The organism is Brevibacillus agri (genome assembly GCF_004117055.1).
GTDB classification, from domain to species: Bacteria; Bacillota; Bacilli; order Brevibacillales; family Brevibacillaceae; genus Brevibacillus; species Brevibacillus agri.
In genome coordinates this window covers 3711669-3729595 of sequence record NZ_CP026363.1, presented here as the reverse complement: position 1 = coordinate 3729595, position 17927 = coordinate 3711669, and the positions used below count along the sequence as shown (strand labels likewise).

The following is a 17927-nucleotide window of genomic DNA, read 5'->3' as shown; positions in this document are numbered from 1 at the left end:
AGGGGCGTCATAGATGGAAAACTTGAAGCAAAGCATTCTGGAACTCATCACGGATACGTCAACAAACTTGCCGCCAGACGTGCGTCGCGCCGTCAATGCAGCAAAACTGAAAGAAGATTTGGGCACTCGTGCTGCGCTGTCCTTGTCCACCATCGCGCAAAACGTCGTGATGGCCGAGGAAAACGTCTCTCCGATCTGCCAAGATACGGGGATGCCGACCTTTGAGGTCAAAACTCCGGTTGGCGTCAACCAGCTCACGATCAAAAAAGCGATCAAGGAAGCGATTGTAGAGGCGACGAAAACAGGCAAGCTGCGTCCCAACTCCGTTGACTCCTTGACAGGGGCAAACAGCGGGGACAACCTGGGGCCAGGTACTCCGGTCATTCACTTCGAGCAATGGGAAGAGGATGAAATCGAAATCAAGCTGATCCTAAAAGGCGGCGGCTGTGAGAACAAGAACATTCAATACTCCCTGCCCTGTGAGCTGGAAGGTCTGGGCAAAGCGGGCCGCAACCTGGATGGCGTGCGCAAATGCATTTTGCATGCGGTCTACCAGGCACAAGGACAAGGCTGTAGCGCCGGCTTCATCGGCGTAGGCATCGGTGGCGACCGCACCTCCGGCTATGCGCTGGCGAAGCATCAACTGTTCCGCCCTGTGGATGATGTCAATCCGAACCCGGACCTGGCCGCGCTGGAAAACTACATTATGGAAACAGCGAACCAACTGGGAATCGGGACGATGGGCTTCGGCGGAAACTCGACCTTGCTCGGCTGTAAAGTGGGCGTGGAAAATCGCCTGCCCGCAAGCTTTTTCGTTTCCGTTGCCTACAACTGCTGGGCGTTCCGCCGTCAAGGTGTGCGTCTGAACGCCGAAACAGGCGAAATTCTCCGTTACTTGTACAAGGACGAGGAAGTCGCCATGGATTTGGCTCCGACCGCAGCCGCAAGCGAAGAAGGCGAAAGCCGTCGCGAGGTAGTGCTCGAAGCGCCCATTACGGAAGAGCAAATCCGCAGCCTGAAAGTGGGCGACGTCGTCATCATCAACGGCGAAATGCACACCGGACGCGATGCCCTGCACAGCTACCTGATGGATCACGACTGTCCTGTGGACCTCAATGGGGGGATCATCTACCATTGCGGTCCGGTCATGCTGAAGGATGAAGCGGGCGAGTGGCATGTAAAAGCGGCTGGACCGACGACTTCCATCCGCGAGGAACCGTACCAGGGCGACATTATCAAGAAATTCGGAATCCGTGCCGTTATCGGAAAAGGCGGAATGGGCGCAAAAACGTTGAAAGCGTTGAACGAGCACGGTGCTGTCTACCTGAATGCAATCGGTGGCGCGGCTCAGTACTATGCAGAGTGCCTGGAAAAAGTCGAAGGCGTGGACTTCCTGGAGTTCGGTATTCCCGAAGCGATGTGGCATTTGCGCGTAAAAGGCTTCGCCGCCATCGTGACGATGGACTCCCACGGCAACAGCTTGCATGCCGATGTCGAGAAATCGTCCCTGGAAAAATTGGCTCAGTTTGCCGAGCCGGTATTCAAATAAGGGAAACCGTATAGAAATAACGCAAAAGCCTCTGACATTATATGATGCCAGAGGCTTTTGAGCTGTAAACGAGTCATTCAAGCAATAACCCTTGTCCTGTGGTCATGAAAAAGCAGTAATAGCTTTTAGCATTAAACATGTGCTATTTGATATAATCAGCATAGATTATTGTTAAGGAGATTGCCATATGTACCCAATCTTAAATATTTCAGGGTGGCCCTTCGAAGATCTATACGTTTCGGGATCAAAAGAAAAGAGATGGTACAGATTTCCTGAGAGTTTTAAGCTAGGCTTATTCAAGCTTCCTGTTTCGCTGACAAGTAGTACATGGAAAATAGAAGGAGAATCTACTGGGGAAATGTGGGCTGAAAAAATTGCTTCCGAAATAGGCAAAATTCTGGGTTTTAGCACACATACTGTAGACATAGCTTGTGTTGCGGCTGACGACGAAATCGTAGGGCATTATGGGCTAGATATTTCGAAGTTGGATTCGGGAATGATTTACGGAGCACTTTGTCATTCCTTTCTTGTTGAAGGGGAGGAGAGTTTAGTTGAAGGTGCAGATATGATCATGGAATATGATTTTACATACAATCGGGACATTTTACGGGGAGAGTTTGAAGTTTACAGCTATGAGTTATTAGAGAAAATTTTTCGTAAATACAATTTTATAGAAGAACTGTATAAAATGATGGTTTTTGACACTTTAATAGGGAACACAGATCGACATCAAGATAATTTTGGAATCATAAGAAATGAAAAAACAAACGAGATACGGTTTGCTCCTTTTTACGATAATTCTTCTAGTTTAGGAAGAGAGTTACCTCAACATAAAATCATGCTAATGATGCGGGATAAACAAATGTTTGATGCATACTTATTTGGAAGGAAATCAAGTTCTTTAATCAAATGGGGAAACATTCAACAGCATGAGAAATTGAATATTTTTTCGTTGTTTCAAAAAATCAGGGAATGTACCCCTGAAATTAGTAAATATGTGTCGCGTATTGAACGACTTTCTGATAATTTGATAATCCAATTGCTTGAAAAAGTACCGGACGTAGTTATGACTGACCTTCAAAAGCAATTCGTTATACGCTTGTTAATAACTCGTCGAGACTATATGTTAAGGGAGTTTAGCCATGAAAATTAGTTTTAGTAAATTACTTCTAAACTGGAAAAGTCCAGTTTCAGGGAGAAATTTCCCAGTAGGAGTACTGCAAAAAAGGCTTGATAGCGGTCTGTACGTGTTTTCTTATAACATTTCAGTCGTTGAAGAGGCAAAGGCGGAAGGTTTCATTCCGTTTATCGGGATTAGTGATATCGAGTCAGTCTATGAAAGCAAGAAATTGTTTTCCGTTTTTGAAAGAAGACTTCCTAACACGAAACGAAATGATTTTCAAAAATTTTTGTCTGATAATGATTTGCAGGGTTCTGATGATGTGTATTGGGATTACTTATGTGTAACAAAAGGGAAATTGGCAACGGACTCGTTAACGTTCATGGAACCAATTGTTTATGAAAAGAATTATGTTTTATTTAGTTGTGAGGTTGCAGGCTGGTCATATACAAAATCTAAGAACAGGGATTTTCAACAGAAGGAGAACATTGAGTTTATTGTCAGAATAGACGATGTTAATCCTGAAGATTCGTCTGCAGTTGAATTTATTGACCAAGAAAATCATTATGAACGAGTGGGGTACATACCAAGACCGTTTAATCTGCTTTTTTATCGGTTGTTGAAACAAAAAATCAGTGTTTATTCAAAAGTTTACCACTTAGGAAAAGAAGATAACCGACCACATGTGCTTATTTATACCGAAGATATTGAAAGGGAAATAATCGAAAGGGAAACAGATTTGCAGTATTTAATTGAGTATCATGATTAGCACTGTTGTTCATTCTCACTCCTAAGCATTCTTGGGCGCCTTGCCGCTGCGCGCCTGCAACGGCGAATATACTGGGTGTTTACCTATCTTTGCAAAAATGGGTATTTGTTTATCTCCACTGTCTCCGGGCGGGCATAGGCTAGTAACGAACAAGAAACGATAGAGGGAGTGAGCTTCGTGAACTATACAGTCCGTGCGGGAGATACCCTGAACAGTATTGCCGCTCGCTTTGGCGTGCCCGTTCAGGAATTGATCCGCGTAAACAATATCGCCTATCCGTATTACATTTACGTCGGTCAAAACCTGTACATCCCGGTCACTGCCACGCCTGCTCCGACGAGTGATGTGGAACGGAGATTGACGCGCGTGGAAAATCGCGTGGATGCGCTGCGCGACGACTACACCAAAGTCGATGATCGCGTGGATCGCCTGGAAACACGCGTCAACCGCCTGGAGGCGCGCGTGACCCGTCTGGAACGCCTCGTGCCCGGCCCGGTGCCGACGCCTGCGCCAACCCCGCCCCCTCGACCGCGCCCGACTGCGACTCCACGCCCGCGCTAAGCCATTGGACGTCCGGCCATCCTTCCTTTTTGCAAAGGGCTAATAATTTTCCCGCTACGCCATCGCCTCTTGGCCCCGAACTGCATAAGGTAGTACTAGAGGATTACGAGGAGGTGCGGCCATGCTAGGGTTTAACGGCAAAAACGTCAGACACCATTTCATGGGCGTCTATGGAAAAGTGGTGCAGATTCGCGAGCTGGTGGAAGTCATCGACCAAGTATTCGATTCCTTTCACAAAGTAAACAGCATCAGCAAGACGATGCTTGGGCCACGCAAGCCGAGTGCGAAAAATCTCGACAAACTCAGATGACGATCAGGCATGAAGCCGGACAACCAAAAAACCGCCTCCAGTCGTTGCTGGGGCGGTTTTTTATCTATAGGTAAGGCGTCCGAAAGCAATGGAAACCTGCAAGTTCTCAGGGGCAGACTCTATCATCAGAATAACCGATCGCAAAGAAAAAGTCTATTCATTTTTTGCGATTTCCCTTATATTTTTGAAGCTGTCAACGACGGTTTTACAAAAAAAGGGAGGGAACGAGATGAAGGAACAAAAGCGTCAGGTGAATCTGGTGACGGCAGGCTTGCTGCTTGGTCTGGTGTTGGCGTCGCTGGATCAGACGATCGTGGCCACGGCCATGCCGACGATTACAAAAGAATGGGCAGGATTGTCGCTCTACAGTTGGGTGTTTGCGATCTACATGCTCGCTTCGACGATCACGATGCCGATTTACGGAAAGCTCGCCGATTTGTTTGGCACGCGGATTGTCTATTTGAGCGGGTTGGCGCTGTTTTTGGCGGGGGCGCTCTTGTGCGGATGGTCAGGCTCGATGATGGAGCTGATTACCGCCCGGGGAGTGCAAGGCTTGGGGGCCGGGGCTTTGCTGCCGATTGCCTTTACGATTGTCGGCGAGCTGTACCCACCCGAGCAACGCGGAAAATTCCAGGGCTTGTTCGGAGCGGTGTTCGCTTTGGCGAGCATGGTCGGTCCGACGCTGGGAGGGATCATAGTGGAGAAGTGGGACTGGGGCTGGATTTTCTTTCTCAATCTGCCGATCGGCATTCCCGCCTTTCTGCTCATCGCACTGGCGTGGCGCGGGAAAACGATTCGCGACAAAAAGCCGCAGATTGACTGGTACGGAGCCATCAGCCTGAGCGCCGCTGTCCTTGCGATTTTGCTCGCCCTGGTGATCGGAGGGGAGCTGCATGACGCATGGGGCTCATGGCCGGTTCTCGGCTTGTTCGGTACGGGTCTGCTTTTGACGGGGCTGTTCATCTGGGTTGAAAGCAAGGCGAAGGAGCCGCTTTTGCCGCTCTCGCTGTTTCGGATTCCGGCCATCGGCTTCGGAAATATCGCAGGCTTTTTCGTGAGCGCAGCGCTATTTGGTGCCATTGCTTACATTCCGCTGTTCGTCCAGGGCGTGAGCGGAGCAAGTCCGGCGGAGGCGGGGTATATGCTGACACCGCTCATGCTGTCCGTGGCAGTGTCTTCTGCCATTGGCGGAAGGCTGCTGGCCAAAGCTTCGTTTCGCGCGATTCTGGTTCCGAGTCTGGTCTTGATAGCGATTGGCTTTTACCTTTTAGGCCAGCTTCAGGCAACCACGCCAAACAGCCAGCTTTTGGTTTCCATGATCGTGACGGGGCTTGGGATGGGAGCAGTCTTCCCGGCGCTCGGTACAGCAGCCCAAAGTGCGGTTCCGCCCGAGGCACGCGGCGTCGCCATGTCGACCTCGCAATTTTTTCGCTCGATTGGCGGGACGATGGGCATCAGCGTATTCGGAACGATTTTGGCGTGGCACATGCAGGCGGGGATGAACGAGGTGAGCGGTATGGCAGACTCCACGCTGTCTGCTGAGCAGCTTGCCGCCCTTGCCGATCCGAAGCTTCTGCTGGACGAGCAGCTTCGCAGTGCGCTTGCGCCCGAGTCGCTCGCGGCCGTGCAGCACGTATTCAGCGAGGCTTTGCACGGCGTGTTTTTCTCCGGGATGCTGCTGATTTTCATCAGCCTGGCTGCCAGCATGCTGTTGGGGAGGGCGTGATTGATCGAAAAAGAACCCCGCCGCTCGCTTTCAGCAAAAGACAGGGTTCCCAAGGCGTGAGGCCGTTACGATTTTTGATTCATGGCTTGCGCGGCCATCCGCACCATTTCCTTTACCATGCTGCCGCCCAGCCTGCCGCCGATCCGGCCTGCGTCGTGTGAGCTGAGCTGGCCGTTGTAGCCGCGCTGCAGCGGGACGTGAAGCTCGGAAGCCACTTCATACTTCGCCTGGTTCGGATCGGCGACATGGGCGACTTGCGCTTTCAAGGCATCGAGCCCTGCTCTGGCACCTGGGACGAGAGGACGTTTTCGTCTGCTCATGGATATCACCTCTCGCCTTAGCGTGCCCAACTAGACGAGTGCCTTGCGCAACGTGAAGTCCGTCTCCGGGTAGTAAGTGTTGGCAACGAGCAGGTTCGGCCCGGCACATTTGGCCGCGGGACAGAAGCAGTTGATCTTCTGGTTCAACGAATGGCGCTGCCAGGCGTCAAACATATGTTGAAGCTGAGCGTCCTGGATATTGCCGAGCGGCTCGACATCGCCGAAGTCGGTCACGATCACATCGCCCGTAAAAATGTTGATATTCAAGCGATTCCGACCATCCGGATCATTGCGGGTGGTCACATTTTTCGCTGTTCGCAGTCTTTGGATCAGCTCTCGGTCTGCCGGATCAGGGCTGCAGGCGAAAAAGGGGAGAGTCCCGAACAGCATCCACAAGTTTTCGTTGCGAATGTCGAGCATCCGGTGAATCGCCTGGCGCAGCTCATCCAAAGACAGCACGTTCAGGTCGCGGGCAAAGTCGCTGGCGTACATCGGGTGAACCTCGTGCCTGCGGCTGCCCATTTCCTGAATTTGCCGATGCAGTGTATCGAGCTTCGGCCACGTCCGATGATTGAGCATCGTCTCCGCGGAGACGAACACGCCTGCTGCAGCGAGCTTGCGGGAATTTTCCATGATGCGCTCAAACTGCGCTTCTGCCTGTTTGATTGAAACCGTTTGCCTTGCTTTTGCGTAAACAATATCATGAAATTCCTCTGGCGTAGACCAGTTCCAGGAAATGTGCATCACATCTATGTAAGGCAAAATCAGCTCGTAGCGGGAAAACGGCATCGACATGTTCGAGTTGATCTGTGTGCGCAGTCCGCGGTCTGCTGCGTAGCGCAGGATCGGCAGGATGACTTCCTTTACAGTTCGTTCGCTGTACATCGGTTCCCCGCCTGTTATACTTAGCGTAAGCAAATCCTTGGCTTCGTCCAGACGGCGCAGGATCAGATCGACAGGCAGGGCGGGATCGTCTTTATATCGCAATGTATCGCCAACCGCGCAATGCTCGCAGCGGAGATTGCACAGATTCGTTACCGTAAACTCCACGCTGGTAAGCTTGTAAGCGGGCGGTGTCGCATTAAACAACGGCTCCCATGGATCGTGTATCGGTGTGATTGGTGTTGTTGGAACCATGCGGATCAATTGTGGAAACCTCCTTCATTCTGCGTACAACTCAACCTATTATAACGACATTAGAGCGGAAGGAGAATAGCTAACGGCATGATTATGGGGATGTCTTTTGGACGCGGTGTGCTTTTTCATGATCGAAACGTGCTTGCTTGTGCCGAAGTAAAAGACGGCGTCATCCATATGTGGGCGGAAAAAATTACGCTCAAGACGATCGGCAAGCTGTGGTATCGGATTTTTTTCTCCTTTCCCTGGTATTATCAGCTTTTTCATCTGCTGCTTGCCTGCTATGTGGTCGCAGCCCTGGTCAATCCGGCGTGGGTGGTTATAGATCCGCTGTGGGTAGCGGTTTACATCGGCGGCTTTCATTTTGTTTTTCCAAAAATGATGAAAAAGTTTCACGGTGCAGAACATAAAGTCTTCAGCTATACAGGCAAAAAATCGCTGGCGGCCTTGCCGCAAATCGCCAAAGCCGATATCGTCAACGAAGGCTGCTCGACCAATCTGGTCGTCTGGTTTTTCGTCGGATTTTTGCTCTCGGTCTGGTTTTTGCCGCTGGAGTGGAGCGTTGTCTGCGGCGTGGGCGGCCTGTTCGTCGGGATGTTTGGGGAGCGCTACGTGCGCAAATATTGCGGCGTGCTTTACAAGCTGTCCGCTTTTTTTCAGAAGCACTTCACGACAAAAGAGCCGGATCGCCTGCACCTGGAGACGGCGATTCGCTCCTATATGCTGTTTGAGCATATTCGCGAAGTGGAGCGGCAGCGCTCCGCCTGAACACGAGCGGGCGGGCAGGAAAAGAGCAGAGTGTCCTCTTAATGAATGGATACGCTGCTCTTTTTTCTCCATGCCAGGAGTTGCCAAAACAATTGCGCCATTTCCTTTGTTTTGGTAAAATTTCCAATACTCGTTCGCTTGAGGGCTTTTTTGTGAAAAAATGGACGAGCACAGCAGAGTTTATCAACTCCAAACAGAGAGGGAGGGGCAGCATGCGAATCGAAAAGCGCGATTTTACCGTCAATGGGCTGACTTACACGATCCGCTCCGCAACGGAACAGGACGCGGGCGAGCTGTCCGCGCTGCGGCTGCAAATCGACGGCGAGACGGAAAATCTGGACCGGGAAAAAGGCGAAGACTACATCGACGAAGCCGGGTTCAGCGAGCTGATTCGCGCTGACGCCGCGAGCAGCCGCAACCTGTTTCTGGTGGCGGTGGCAGAGGGGCAGATCGTCGCGTTTTCGCGCTGCGCAGGCAGCCCGCTGAAAAGATTCGCGCACAAGGTGGAGTTTGGCGTAGGAGTCCTGCAAGCTTTTTGGGGATACGGCATCGGAAAACATTTGTTGCAGGAATCAATCGCGTGGGCGGATCGAACTGGCGTGAAAAAAATGACGCTGCACGTCCTGGAAACGAATGAGAAAGCGATCCGGCTGTACGAGCGGCTTGGCTTTGAAGTGGAGGGCGTTTTGAAACAGGACAAACTGCTTTCCGACGGCAACTACTACAATACGATCGTGATGGGCAGATATCGCGACTAAAAAAGGTCGAGGGCACGGATGTCCTCGACCTTTCGTCTCTATGCGCTACCGTTCCAGCGGGCTTTCTTCCAGCTTGCGGTACATTTTTCCTTTGTCGACGTAAGACTGGCGGATGCGCACCAGCTCTTTGAAGTCTGCTTCGGTCAGCTCCCGCTTGACCTTCGCCGGGTTGCCTACCACGAGCGTGCGGGGCGGCACTTTCATGCCGGGCGGGACGAGTGCGCCAGCCGCGACCATCGCTTCCTCGCCGATCTCGGCGCGGTCCAGCACAATCGCGCCCATGCCGATCAAGGCGCCGCGGCGGACGATGCAACTGTGCAGGACGGCATTGTGTCCGACCGTTACTTCGTCTTCGAGAATCAACGGGTTGTTCGGGCTTTGGTGCAGCGTGCTGTTGTCTTGCACGCTCACTCGTTTGCCGATGATGGTCGGCGCGATGTCGCCGCGAATGACGGTGTTGTACCAAATGGAAGAATCCTCGCCGATTTCCACGTCTCCCGACACGACGGAGCCTTTGGCGAGGAAAACAGTTGGATGAATGTTGGGCTTGATGTTTTCGAACGAAAGCAGTAGCATAATAACCTCCTGGTCAGTGAGTATGCGGGCAATTTGCCTCTTGCGGCCGGGGATGGAGAATGGAAAAACGCCCCGTGACAGGATCGCAATCGATGACAGTCCCAAGGAGCTTGTCTACGTCTTGCGGCTGGTAAAAAAAGCGGACTTCGTTGATGACCTGGACCTGATCGTGCTTTTCCGCTTCGGTGATGGCAATGCTGTAGGTAAAGCTGCCGCAGCCTGTCGTTGTAGGAACGAGCCTGATCCCCAGCTTGTCTGCGTCACGCTCTTCCGCGATCATCAGGGCAAGGCGCGCTGCCGCCTGTGGGGTAATGGTTATCACGGTCAACCCTCCTTGTCGCTTCTTTCATTGTACTACAGGTTGGCAAAAGGATCGAATGGGAACGTTCCAGTTTCTGCTGGTTGACCGCACATGAGCTGTATGATAGAGTATGTAGTACTGATTCTGAAATGCAGGAAATGCGGGTAGCCGCTGCCGCAATCGTCTCGGCGATTGGCGGTAGAGGAAAGTCCAGGCTCGCCCAAGCTGAGATGCTTGGAGTGTTCGTACCTGGCGCAAGCCAGGGCAGTGAGGCGCAAGCCTCGCTGACGGCGTGGAAAGGGCTCTCTCTGAGGCCCGAGTACGCTGAAAGTGCCACAGAAACGTAGCTTTTCTGGCGACAGAAAAGATGGAACGCGGTAAACCCTGCGAGCGAGAAACCCAAATTTGGTAGGGGAACCGTCCTGAAGGAATCAAACGGAAGGGACGGATGGTATCTTCGGATGCCATAGATAGATGGCTACCGCTCTTGGTGCGAGGGATACGTCCCGCTTGCAGCACGGGAGAGACAGAACCTGGCTTATAGCATTTCCTGCTGGATAGGATAAGACAAAACCGCCTGATTTTCAGGCGGTTTTTTATATGGACCGACTCGCAAGTGCAGGCCGCGGCGTTTTCGGTAGCGAAAATGCTCACCACTCATGCTAAAATACATAGAAAAGTAATGTTACGCGATCTGGTTACATGGATTTAGAGCTTGTGGCAGCTTGCAGCGAACAACCAAAAAAAGCAAACGACGAAAGAGGGACTACCGTGACTTTTACGACAGAGGAAAATGGCGTATTTCCTGCCGTCTGCTCCCTGGATTGCCCGGATCAGTGCGGACTGTTGCTTCACAAGCAGGATGGCAAGTTGGTAAAAATCGAGGGCGATCCGAACCATCCGGTGACGAGAGGAAACATTTGCAACAAAGTGCGCAACATGGCGGCGCGCCTCTACGATCCGAAGCGGCTGGCCTATCCGCTCAAGCGAGTCGGGAAAAAAGGCCGCGGCGAGTTTGTCCGCATCACCTGGGAGGAAGCGATCGAAACGATTGCTTCGCGCTGGCGTACCTTGATTGATGCGGACGGCCCCGAGTCCATTTTGCCGTACAGCTTTTACGGAAATATGGGCCGGATCAATGTGGAAGGCATGGATCGGCGCTTTTTCCACCGCATGGGTGCGAGCATTCTCGACCGCACGATTTGCAACAGCGCAGGAGCGGTCGGCTACAACTTCACGATGGGCGGCGCTTTCGGGACCGACCCTGAGGACACGGTACACGCCAAGCTGTTCATCATGTGGGGCATCAACACGGTCAGCACGAACATGCACCAGGTCGTGCTTGCCGAGCAGGCGCGGAAAAACGGCGCGAAAATCGTCGTCATCGACGTCCATAAAAACCAGACAGGACGCTGGGCCGACTGGTTCATCCCGATTTTGCCCGGGACCGATACCGCCCTGGCGCTCGGACTTATGCACGTCCTGTTCGCAGAAAACTTGGTCGATTCCGCCTTTTTGCAAACGTACACGGTCGGCCACGAAGAGCTAAGGGAGCACGTAAAAGCGTACGACCCGGTTACCGTGTCCGCGATTACGGGCGTCCCGGTTGACGATATTTACAAGCTGGCGCGCTGGTACGGGCAGACGTCGCCAGCCTTTATCCGCATCGGCAACGGCATTCAGCATCACGACAACGGCGGCATGTGCGTGCGGACGATCGCCTGTCTGCCCGCGCTCACCGGACAGTGGCTCGTGCGGGGCGGGGGCGCGATCAAGGGCAACAAAGGATTTTTGGAGCACAACAAAAACGCGTTGCAGCGGCCGGATTTGCTCGCCGACAAAAACACCCGCGTCATCAACATGAACGAGCTGGGCAAAGCGCTTCTGGAAGCGAATCCACCTGTGAAGTCGCTGTTTGTGTACACGAGCAACCCGGCGATTGTCGCTCCGGATGGCAACAAGGTCAGACAAGGGCTTGCGCGGGAAGATTTGTTCACCGTTGTCCACGATCTGTTTTTGACCGAGACGGCTCGCTATGCCGACATCGTGTTGCCCGCTACGTCCTCGTACGAAAACATGGACTTTTACACAAGCTACTGGCACCGCTACATTCAGTTGCAAAAGCCGGTTCTCGCCCCGTATGGCGAGAGCAAGTCCAACACGGAACTGTTCCGCTTGCTCGCTGCTGCCATGGGCTACGACGAGCCTGCCTTCCGCGATTCCGACGAGGAGATGATTCGCCAGGCGCTGCAGGGGCACGGCAATCCGCATCTGGAAGGAATCGACTTCGAGACGCTCGCGGAACGAAACTTCATGAAGGCCAAGGTCGATTCGTACTTTGCCGGCCGCCTGGCAACTCCGAGCGGAAAAATCGAGCTGTACTCGCAGACGATGGCAGACAGAGGCTATCCGGCCTTGCCGACATATACGCCGCTTCTGACGGACGACGCTTATCCGTACCGATTCATTCCCGGCCCGAACCATAACTTTTTGAACTCGACGTTTTCCAACAATGACAAGCACGTCAAGATGGAGAAAATTCCTCGCCTGCATATGAACAGCGCGGATGCGCTCGCCGCCGGGATTGCGGATGGGGACACGGTGCGCGTCTGGAATGAGCGGGGAGAATGCGAGCTGGTCGTATCCGTCGGCGAAAATGTTTTGCCGGGCGTGGTCGTCAGCCAAGGCTTGTGGGCAGATGCCCCGCAGGCCAAGCATTACGTGAACGCGCTCACCCCTGATCGGGTTGCCGACATGGGCGGCGGCGCGACCTTTTTCTCCGGGCGTGTGGACGTTGTGAAGCTCGCCAAATAAAAAGGGCGTACTAGCATAAGCCCTTCTCCATACGGTTTATGGAGGAGGTGAAATCGTTGGATGAATGGCGCATGTTCAAGCAGTTTATCAGCTCGGCCGAGCAAGTCTGGACACAGATCGCCACGTCGCCGCGAGGAAAGGTCGTCTACACCGTAAATGGCGTCGATTACACGCCCTTGCCCGACAAATACAACACGAAGCGGAAAATCTCCCGCATCTTTCGCAGGTATTGGGGCAAACAACTGACAGAGGCGATGATTCGCAACCTCCGCCTGCGGATGCTAAAAGGAAAGCTGTGTATCCCGTATGGCGCGGTCCCGCCGTTTCCGAACACGGTACAGTCTGTACAAGTCAAAGCGAACTGCCCCAACCAGCGAGTGGTGGCAGCGATCCTCGTCGGGGGAGAAAAGAAGACGAGAGTGGATTACCGCTTGATCCGCGCGGGAGAAACCGATGCGTTTACGATCATGAAGCGGTCCGGCCGCGAAGGTGACGTGCGATACCGTCCGCCTGCCGCCGCTTTGAAGGCGACGCCGAAGCCGGCGCCGAAGCCGGTCTTGCACCCTGCAGCGAAGCCCGAGGCAAAGCAGGCCAAAAAGAAAAAGAGCAAAGGAAAGAAAAAGCTCCTCAAAACCCCATAACCATGGGGTCGAGGAGCTTTGCTTTTGCACGGTTGCCATCGTTACGCTACGCCTTGATCGTGACCTTGTATTCGCGCAGCCAGTAGTCTAGCTGGCCCAGGTAGGCGAAAAGCTGCGGCGTGCTCATGAGCTGACCGAAGAACGGTATGCTGGAAGCCTGGGCGTCCGACTCGGCAATTTTGCGAATGACGGGGACATCGACCAACCGCAGCAGCGGCGAGCTCGGGTCGTTCAAAGTATCAAGCAGCCAGGTGCGGACGGCTTCGGTGTAGGACGGGTTGTGCGTTTTCGGATACGGGCTTTTTTTGCGGTACAGCACTTCGTCGGGGAGAATGCCTTCCATCGCCTTGCGCAAAATCCCTTTTTCGCGATTGCCGTACGTTTTCATTTCCCAGGGGATATTCCAGACGTACTCGACGATCCGGTGGTCGCAAAAAGGCACGCGCGCTTCCAGGCTGGCCGCCATACTCATCCGGTCCTTGCGATCGAGCAGCGTATTCATGAACCACGTAATATTGAGGTAAAACATTTCCCGGCGGCGTGCTTCCAGCGGGTCCTCACCCGGCAAGTGCGGCACTTCGTCGAGCGATTCCGCATAGCGCATCGCGACGTATTCCTCCGGTTTGACCCAGGCTCGCAGCTCGGGCGCAAGCCACGAGGCCCGTTCCTTCACCGCCCGCGACCAAGGGAAGGTCCCGGCGGTAAGCAGCTCCTCCCGGTGAAACCACGGGTAGCCGCCGAACACTTCATCTGCGCATTCGCCGGAGAGGACAACCGTCGTCTCTTTTTTGATCTCGCGGCAAAACAGGTAGAGCGAGGCGTCCACGTCCGCCATCCCTGGCAGGTCGCGGGCGAGCGTCGCTGTTTTCAAGGCATCGATCAGCTCAGCCGTATCCAATTCGATCGTATGGTGCGCGGTGCCCAAAAATTTGGAAACGAGCTGCACATACGGCGCATCCTCGTTCGGCTGAAAAGCGCTCGCTTTGAAATGCTTGTCGTTGTCTACATAGTCGATGGAGTAGCTGTGGAGCGTTCCGCGGCCTTCTTTTTTGAAATAGTCGGCGGCCACAGCCGTAATGACGCTGGAGTCAAGCCCGCCGGACAGGAGGGTCGCGACAGGGACGTCCGCTACCAACTGGCGCTGGATGGAATCGACGACGAGCTCTCTGACGCGCGCTGTCGTCGTGTCCAGGTCGTCGGTATGCGGACGGCTTTCCAACTGCCAGTATCGCTCCTGTTTGACCCGGTCGCGCGTGACGGTGAGGAAGCAGCCCGGACGTACTTCGTGCACGTTATGGAACACGCCATGGCCCGGCGTGCGCGCGGGGCTGATGCCAAACACTTCCGCGAGCCCTTCCCGCGACAGCTCCGGCCGTACATCGGGGTGGGCCAGCAGCGCTTTTAATTCGGAGGCGAGCAAAAACGAGCTGCCTCTCTGCGCGTAAAACAGCGGCTTGACACCCAGCCGGTCGCGTGCGACAAACAATTGCTGTGCCCGATCGTCCCAGATCGCAAAAGCGAAAATACCGTTCAGCTTGGAGAGGCAGTCCGTGCCCCATTCCAGATACGTGTGCAGCAGCACCTCCGTATCCGAATGGGACTGAAAAGTATGGCCGCAGGCGAGCAGTTCCTGCCGCAAGTCTTCCGTGTTGTACAGCTCCCCGTTGTAAATCATCGTGCAGGCATGTTCGCTTTTGAGAGCCGTCATCGGCTGTTGCCCGCCTGCCGGGTCTACCACGACGAGGCGACGATGACCGAGGGCGGCCCGCGGAGTCAGCCAAAACCCGTCGGCGTCAGGCCCGCGATCCGTGAGGCACCGGGTCATTTTTTGCAGTACCGGACGCTCCTGGGAAAGGTCCTTTTCCCAATCAATCCAACCTACGATTCCACACATGTTTCCATCATCCTTCCCATGAAGCATTGCACACTCAGCGTATGCAAAACGCCCAGCTTGATTGTCTGTCCAGCAGGGAATTCGAAATAAATGCGGAATTTATAGAAGATTTCAACACAAACAGGAGGAAGCCGTGGACAATCTCACGCTGCTGCTCATCGAACGGATGGGCATTCTCTTGACGCTCGGGTTTATCCTGACGCGGATTCCGCTGTTCCGGCAGCTTTTGGACCGGGAGCTGCACCTTGGAACCTCCATCGCTTTTTCGATGATGTTCGGCTTGTTCGGCATCGCGGGCACGTATGCGGGCGTGGTGGTGCACAAAGACGGGTACATCCCGGGCTTTTGGATTTTTTCGCTTGCAGGAGAGGAGATCGTTGCCAATTCCACGCTGGTCGGCGTCGTGATCGGAGGGCTTCTGGGCGGGCCGATGGTCGGGCTGGGAGCGGGGATTATTGCAGGCCTGCACTTGTATCAGTTGGGCGGTTTTGCCGCGGTTCCCATGGGCTTGTCCGTTCCGCTCACAGGGCTGTTGGCAGGTTATGTGGCGCGGTTTTTTTCGCAAGAACGGGTGATCTCGCCCTCCAAAGCGCTGTTTATCGGCATGTTTGCTCCCGTGATCCAGATGTCGCTGCTATTGATTATGTCAGGACCGCCGGAGCTGGTTCGCACGATGGTCAATGTCATTGGCATTCCGATGGTGCTTACGAACAGCATTTCGATTGCCATTTTTACGACGATGATTCGCGTCGCCTTGCAAGAAGAGGAGCGCTCCGCTGCGTTGGAGGCTGAGCGTGCGTTCACGATTGCTCAGCGTATTTTGCCGCAGTTGAAAATGGGGCTGACGCCGCAGACAGCGCAAGCAGCGGCGCTCGTGCTGCAACGCGAGGCGAAAGCGATCGCAGTAGCCGTGACGGACCGGGAGTGCGTACTGGCCCACGTCGGCGCCGGGGCCGACCATCACTTGCCCGGAGAAACGGTTCAGAGCGATCTGGAGCAGCGCGTGCTGGCCAGCGGCTCGATCGACAAGGGCGTGGGCCGGGAGATGCTCGGCTGCAAGCGCAAGCAATGCCAACTGCAAGCCGCCATACTCGTTCCGATCAAAGAAGGGGGAAGCGTCGTCGGCTTAATCAAGCTGTATTTTCGCCGTCCCCAGCAAATCGGCAAAGTTCAGGAGGCGCTGGCAAAAGGGCTTGGCAACCTCATCTCCAACCAGTTGACGCTGTCGCTCGCCGAGCAGATGAAAGGGCTGATGAAGGACGCGGAGCTGCGAATGCTGCAGGCGCAAATTCACCCGCACTTTTTGTTCAACACGCTCAATTCGATCGTGACCTTGATCCGGATCGACCCGCAGCTCGCCCGCCATATGACCATTCAGCTTAGCGTGTTCATGCGCTTCAATCTGAAGCTCACGTCGAGCACGCTGGTCACGGTCGGCCAGGAGTTGGAGCATCTGCACGCTTATTTGGAGATTATCCGCATCCGCTTTTCCGAGCAGTTCGCCGTGCATACGTCCGTTGATCCCGGCGTGGAAGACGCGCTCATGCCGCCCGGCACCTTGCAGCCGCTGATTGAAAACTGTATTCACCACGGCTTGCGCGACATGGGGGCAGGCGGGGAAATCAGCCTGCGCGTAAAGCGGCAAGGCCATGCCATCGTGTTTACGATCGAGGACAACGGCCGAGGATTCCCGGAGGAACTGCTTCCGCTCCTGGGCAAAATTCCGATGGAGCGCAAGGACGGAAACGGCATCGGGGTCCACAACGTCAACCAGCGGCTCATCAGTTTGCAAGGCCCGGATGCGCAACTGCATTTTGCCAACAGGCCAGAAGGCGGCAGTTCGATCACATTTGCGATTCCAATCAAAAAAGAGGTGAGTGCCTGATGCCGATTCGCATCATGATTGCAGAAGACGAACGACTTGCACGTGAAGAGTTGAGCTATTTGTTGCAACAGGAAGGGGATGTCGAGCTGCTTCCCTACGCGACCAACGGCCGGGAGTTGCTGGAAATGGTCGACGAGCACGAGCCGGACGTCGTTTTTCTCGATATGAAAATGCCGGAGCTGGAAGGGGCACAGGCCGCGAGAATGCTGGCCGCCCGCAAGCCGCAGCCGCTCATCGTCTTCTGTACGGCGTATGAGACGTTTGCCGTAGACGCCTTCAAGCTGAACGCCGTCGATTATTTGCTGAAGCCGACGGAGCCGAAGCGGCTGGTGGAAACGATGCAGCGCATCCGCGAGCGGCTGGTCAAGCCTAGGCAGGAGCCGGCTGCTCCCAAGCGCTCCAAGCTGATCGTGGAGGACAACAGCAGGCTGGTCGTGATCGATCCGGCCACGATCGTCTACGCTGTGCGAGAAGAGAGGCTCGTGCGCATCATTACCCAGACCGACACGTATTCCACGCGGATGACGCTGACCCAGCTCATGGAAAAGCTTGCCGGCTACGATTTTTTTCGCACGCACAAAAGCTACCTGGTCAACCTGCACTATGTGAGCGAGCTGGAGCCGTGGTTCAACGGCGCCTACAACCTGCTATTGAAAGGAGAGGCGAAGACGCGCATCCCGGTGTCCCGAACCTCGGCCAAAGATTTGCTGAGACGGCTCGAAGAATGAGGCGCTTGCAGATCGCGATGCAAAATCGGCCGTTGGCGCACGCCCCCAGACATCTTGCGCGAAAAGCCAC

17 protein-coding genes and 1 other RNA gene are annotated in these 17927 nt (G+C 54.3%); 13 read left to right on the top strand and 5 right to left on the bottom strand.

What is annotated here, in order from left to right:
* Positions 1 to 13 precede the first annotated feature (13 nt).
* The 6 genes from BA6348_RS18330 to BA6348_RS18305 all read left to right on the top strand — a co-directional run bounded on the left by BA6348_RS18330 (position 14) and on the right by BA6348_RS18305 (position 6035).
* The gene (locus BA6348_RS18330; protein WP_007785077.1) at positions 14 to 1549 is read left to right on the top strand and encodes a fumarate hydratase; all 1536 of its coding nucleotides are present in this window, start codon (positions 14 to 16) and stop codon (positions 1547 to 1549) included.
* Between the two features lie 187 nt (positions 1550 to 1736).
* Positions 1737 to 2702 (top strand): HipA domain-containing protein, encoded by a 966-nt coding sequence (locus BA6348_RS18325; RefSeq protein WP_122952654.1) that lies wholly within the window; start codon positions 1737 to 1739, stop codon positions 2700 to 2702.
* The gene (locus BA6348_RS18320; protein WP_005832914.1) at positions 2692 to 3438 is read left to right on the top strand and encodes an HIRAN domain-containing protein; all 747 of its coding nucleotides are present in this window, start codon (positions 2692 to 2694) and stop codon (positions 3436 to 3438) included. The genes BA6348_RS18325 and BA6348_RS18320 overlap by 11 nt, the downstream gene beginning before the upstream one ends.
* Positions 3439 to 3615: 177 nt before the next feature.
* Entirely contained in the window at positions 3616 to 3999 is a 384-nt protein-coding gene (locus tag BA6348_RS18315) for a LysM peptidoglycan-binding domain-containing protein (protein ID WP_005832912.1), read from the top strand.
* A gap of 121 nt (positions 4000 to 4120) precedes the next feature.
* The gene (locus BA6348_RS18310; protein ID WP_005832911.1) at positions 4121 to 4309 is read left to right on the top strand and encodes a hypothetical protein; all 189 of its coding nucleotides are present in this window, start codon (positions 4121 to 4123) and stop codon (positions 4307 to 4309) included.
* 229 nt (positions 4310 to 4538) lie between these two features.
* On the top strand, positions 4539 to 6035 hold the full coding sequence (locus tag BA6348_RS18305) for an MDR family MFS transporter (RefSeq protein WP_122952653.1): 1497 nt from the start codon (positions 4539 to 4541) through the stop codon (positions 6033 to 6035).
* Between the two features lie 65 nt (positions 6036 to 6100).
* Here the strand turns inward: BA6348_RS18305 and BA6348_RS18300 are convergent, their stop codons facing one another.
* The gene (locus BA6348_RS18300) at positions 6101 to 6355 is read right to left on the bottom strand and encodes an alpha/beta-type small acid-soluble spore protein (RefSeq protein WP_026557020.1); all 255 of its coding nucleotides are present in this window, start codon (positions 6353 to 6355) and stop codon (positions 6101 to 6103) included.
* 30 nt (positions 6356 to 6385) lie between these two features.
* Positions 6386 to 7501, bottom strand: coding sequence for a radical SAM/CxCxxxxC motif protein YfkAB (gene yfkAB, locus BA6348_RS18295; RefSeq protein ID WP_005832907.1), 1116 nt, complete (start codon positions 7499 to 7501; stop codon positions 6386 to 6388).
* A gap of 78 nt (positions 7502 to 7579) precedes the next feature.
* On the opposite strand from yfkAB, the gene BA6348_RS18290 reads away from it, so the two are divergent.
* Positions 7580 to 8260, top strand: a complete 681-nt coding sequence (locus BA6348_RS18290) for a DUF1385 domain-containing protein (protein WP_026557021.1) — start codon at positions 7580 to 7582, stop codon at positions 8258 to 8260.
* A 212-nt stretch (positions 8261 to 8472) separates the two neighbouring features.
* Positions 8473 to 9018 carry a GNAT family N-acetyltransferase gene (locus BA6348_RS18285; RefSeq protein ID WP_005832903.1) on the top strand — a complete coding sequence of 182 codons (546 nt, stop codon included), beginning with the start codon at positions 8473 to 8475 and terminating at the stop codon, positions 9016 to 9018.
* A 45-nt stretch (positions 9019 to 9063) separates the two neighbouring features.
* On the opposite strand, the gene BA6348_RS18280 is transcribed toward BA6348_RS18285, so the two are convergent.
* Together BA6348_RS18280 and BA6348_RS18275 are read right to left on the bottom strand one after the other, a co-directional pair.
* Positions 9064 to 9594: a gamma carbonic anhydrase gene (locus BA6348_RS18280; RefSeq protein WP_005832901.1), complete on the bottom strand. Its 531-nt coding sequence runs from the start codon at positions 9592 to 9594 to the stop codon at positions 9064 to 9066.
* 13 nt (positions 9595 to 9607) lie between these two features.
* Positions 9608 to 9916 (bottom strand): HesB/IscA family protein, encoded by a 309-nt coding sequence (locus tag BA6348_RS18275; protein ID WP_025848379.1) that lies wholly within the window; start codon positions 9914 to 9916, stop codon positions 9608 to 9610.
* A 135-nt stretch (positions 9917 to 10051) separates the two neighbouring features.
* On the opposite strand from BA6348_RS18275, the gene rnpB reads away from it, so the two are divergent.
* The 3 genes from rnpB to BA6348_RS18260 all read left to right on the top strand — a co-directional run bounded on the left by rnpB (position 10052) and on the right by BA6348_RS18260 (position 13350).
* Positions 10052 to 10441: RNase P RNA component class B (rnpB, locus tag BA6348_RS18270), an RNA gene on the top strand.
* A 225-nt stretch (positions 10442 to 10666) separates the two neighbouring features.
* Positions 10667 to 12709 carry a molybdopterin-containing oxidoreductase family protein gene (locus BA6348_RS18265; RefSeq protein ID WP_122952652.1) on the top strand — a complete coding sequence of 681 codons (2043 nt, stop codon included), beginning with the start codon at positions 10667 to 10669 and terminating at the stop codon, positions 12707 to 12709.
* A gap of 47 nt (positions 12710 to 12756) precedes the next feature.
* Positions 12757 to 13350 (top strand): DL-endopeptidase inhibitor IseA family protein, encoded by a 594-nt coding sequence (locus BA6348_RS18260; protein WP_235694761.1) that lies wholly within the window; start codon positions 12757 to 12759, stop codon positions 13348 to 13350.
* A gap of 46 nt (positions 13351 to 13396) precedes the next feature.
* On the opposite strand, the gene asnB is transcribed toward BA6348_RS18260, so the two are convergent.
* Positions 13397 to 15244, bottom strand: coding sequence for an asparagine synthase (glutamine-hydrolyzing) (gene asnB, locus BA6348_RS18255; protein ID WP_122952651.1), 1848 nt, complete (start codon positions 15242 to 15244; stop codon positions 13397 to 13399).
* Positions 15245 to 15377: 133 nt separating this feature from the next.
* On the opposite strand from asnB, the gene BA6348_RS18250 reads away from it, so the two are divergent.
* Both BA6348_RS18250 and BA6348_RS18245 read left to right on the top strand, forming a co-directional pair.
* Positions 15378 to 17129 carry a LytS/YhcK type 5TM receptor domain-containing protein gene (locus tag BA6348_RS18250; RefSeq protein WP_025848389.1) on the top strand — a complete coding sequence of 584 codons (1752 nt, stop codon included), beginning with the start codon at positions 15378 to 15380 and terminating at the stop codon, positions 17127 to 17129.
* Positions 17129 to 17857, top strand: coding sequence for a LytR/AlgR family response regulator transcription factor (locus BA6348_RS18245; protein WP_005832892.1), 729 nt, complete (start codon positions 17129 to 17131; stop codon positions 17855 to 17857). The genes BA6348_RS18250 and BA6348_RS18245 overlap by 1 nt, the downstream gene beginning before the upstream one ends.
* Positions 17858 to 17927 lie beyond the last annotated feature (70 nt).

Coding starts and splice junctions, on each gene's coding strand:
- BA6348_RS18330 (WP_007785077.1), top strand. CDS start 14: ATGGAAAACTTGAAGCAAAGCATTCTGGAACTCATCACGGATACGTCA.
- BA6348_RS18325 (WP_122952654.1), top strand. CDS start 1,737: ATGTACCCAATCTTAAATATTTCAGGGTGGCCCTTCGAAGATCTATAC.
- BA6348_RS18320 (WP_005832914.1), top strand. CDS start 2,692: ATGAAAATTAGTTTTAGTAAATTACTTCTAAACTGGAAAAGTCCAGTT.
- BA6348_RS18310 (WP_005832911.1), top strand. CDS start 4,121: ATGCTAGGGTTTAACGGCAAAAACGTCAGACACCATTTCATGGGCGTC.
- BA6348_RS18305 (WP_122952653.1), top strand. CDS start 4,539: ATGAAGGAACAAAAGCGTCAGGTGAATCTGGTGACGGCAGGCTTGCTG.
- BA6348_RS18300 (WP_026557020.1), bottom strand. CDS start 6,355: ATGAGCAGACGAAAACGTCCTCTCGTCCCAGGTGCCAGAGCAGGGCTC.
- BA6348_RS18290 (WP_026557021.1), top strand. CDS start 7,580: ATGATTATGGGGATGTCTTTTGGACGCGGTGTGCTTTTTCATGATCGA.
- BA6348_RS18285 (WP_005832903.1), top strand. CDS start 8,473: ATGCGAATCGAAAAGCGCGATTTTACCGTCAATGGGCTGACTTACACG.
- BA6348_RS18280 (WP_005832901.1), bottom strand. CDS start 9,594: ATGCTACTGCTTTCGTTCGAAAACATCAAGCCCAACATTCATCCAACT.
- asnB (WP_122952651.1), bottom strand. CDS start 15,244: ATGTGTGGAATCGTAGGTTGGATTGATTGGGAAAAGGACCTTTCCCAG.
- BA6348_RS18245 (WP_005832892.1), top strand. CDS start 17,129: ATGCCGATTCGCATCATGATTGCAGAAGACGAACGACTTGCACGTGAA.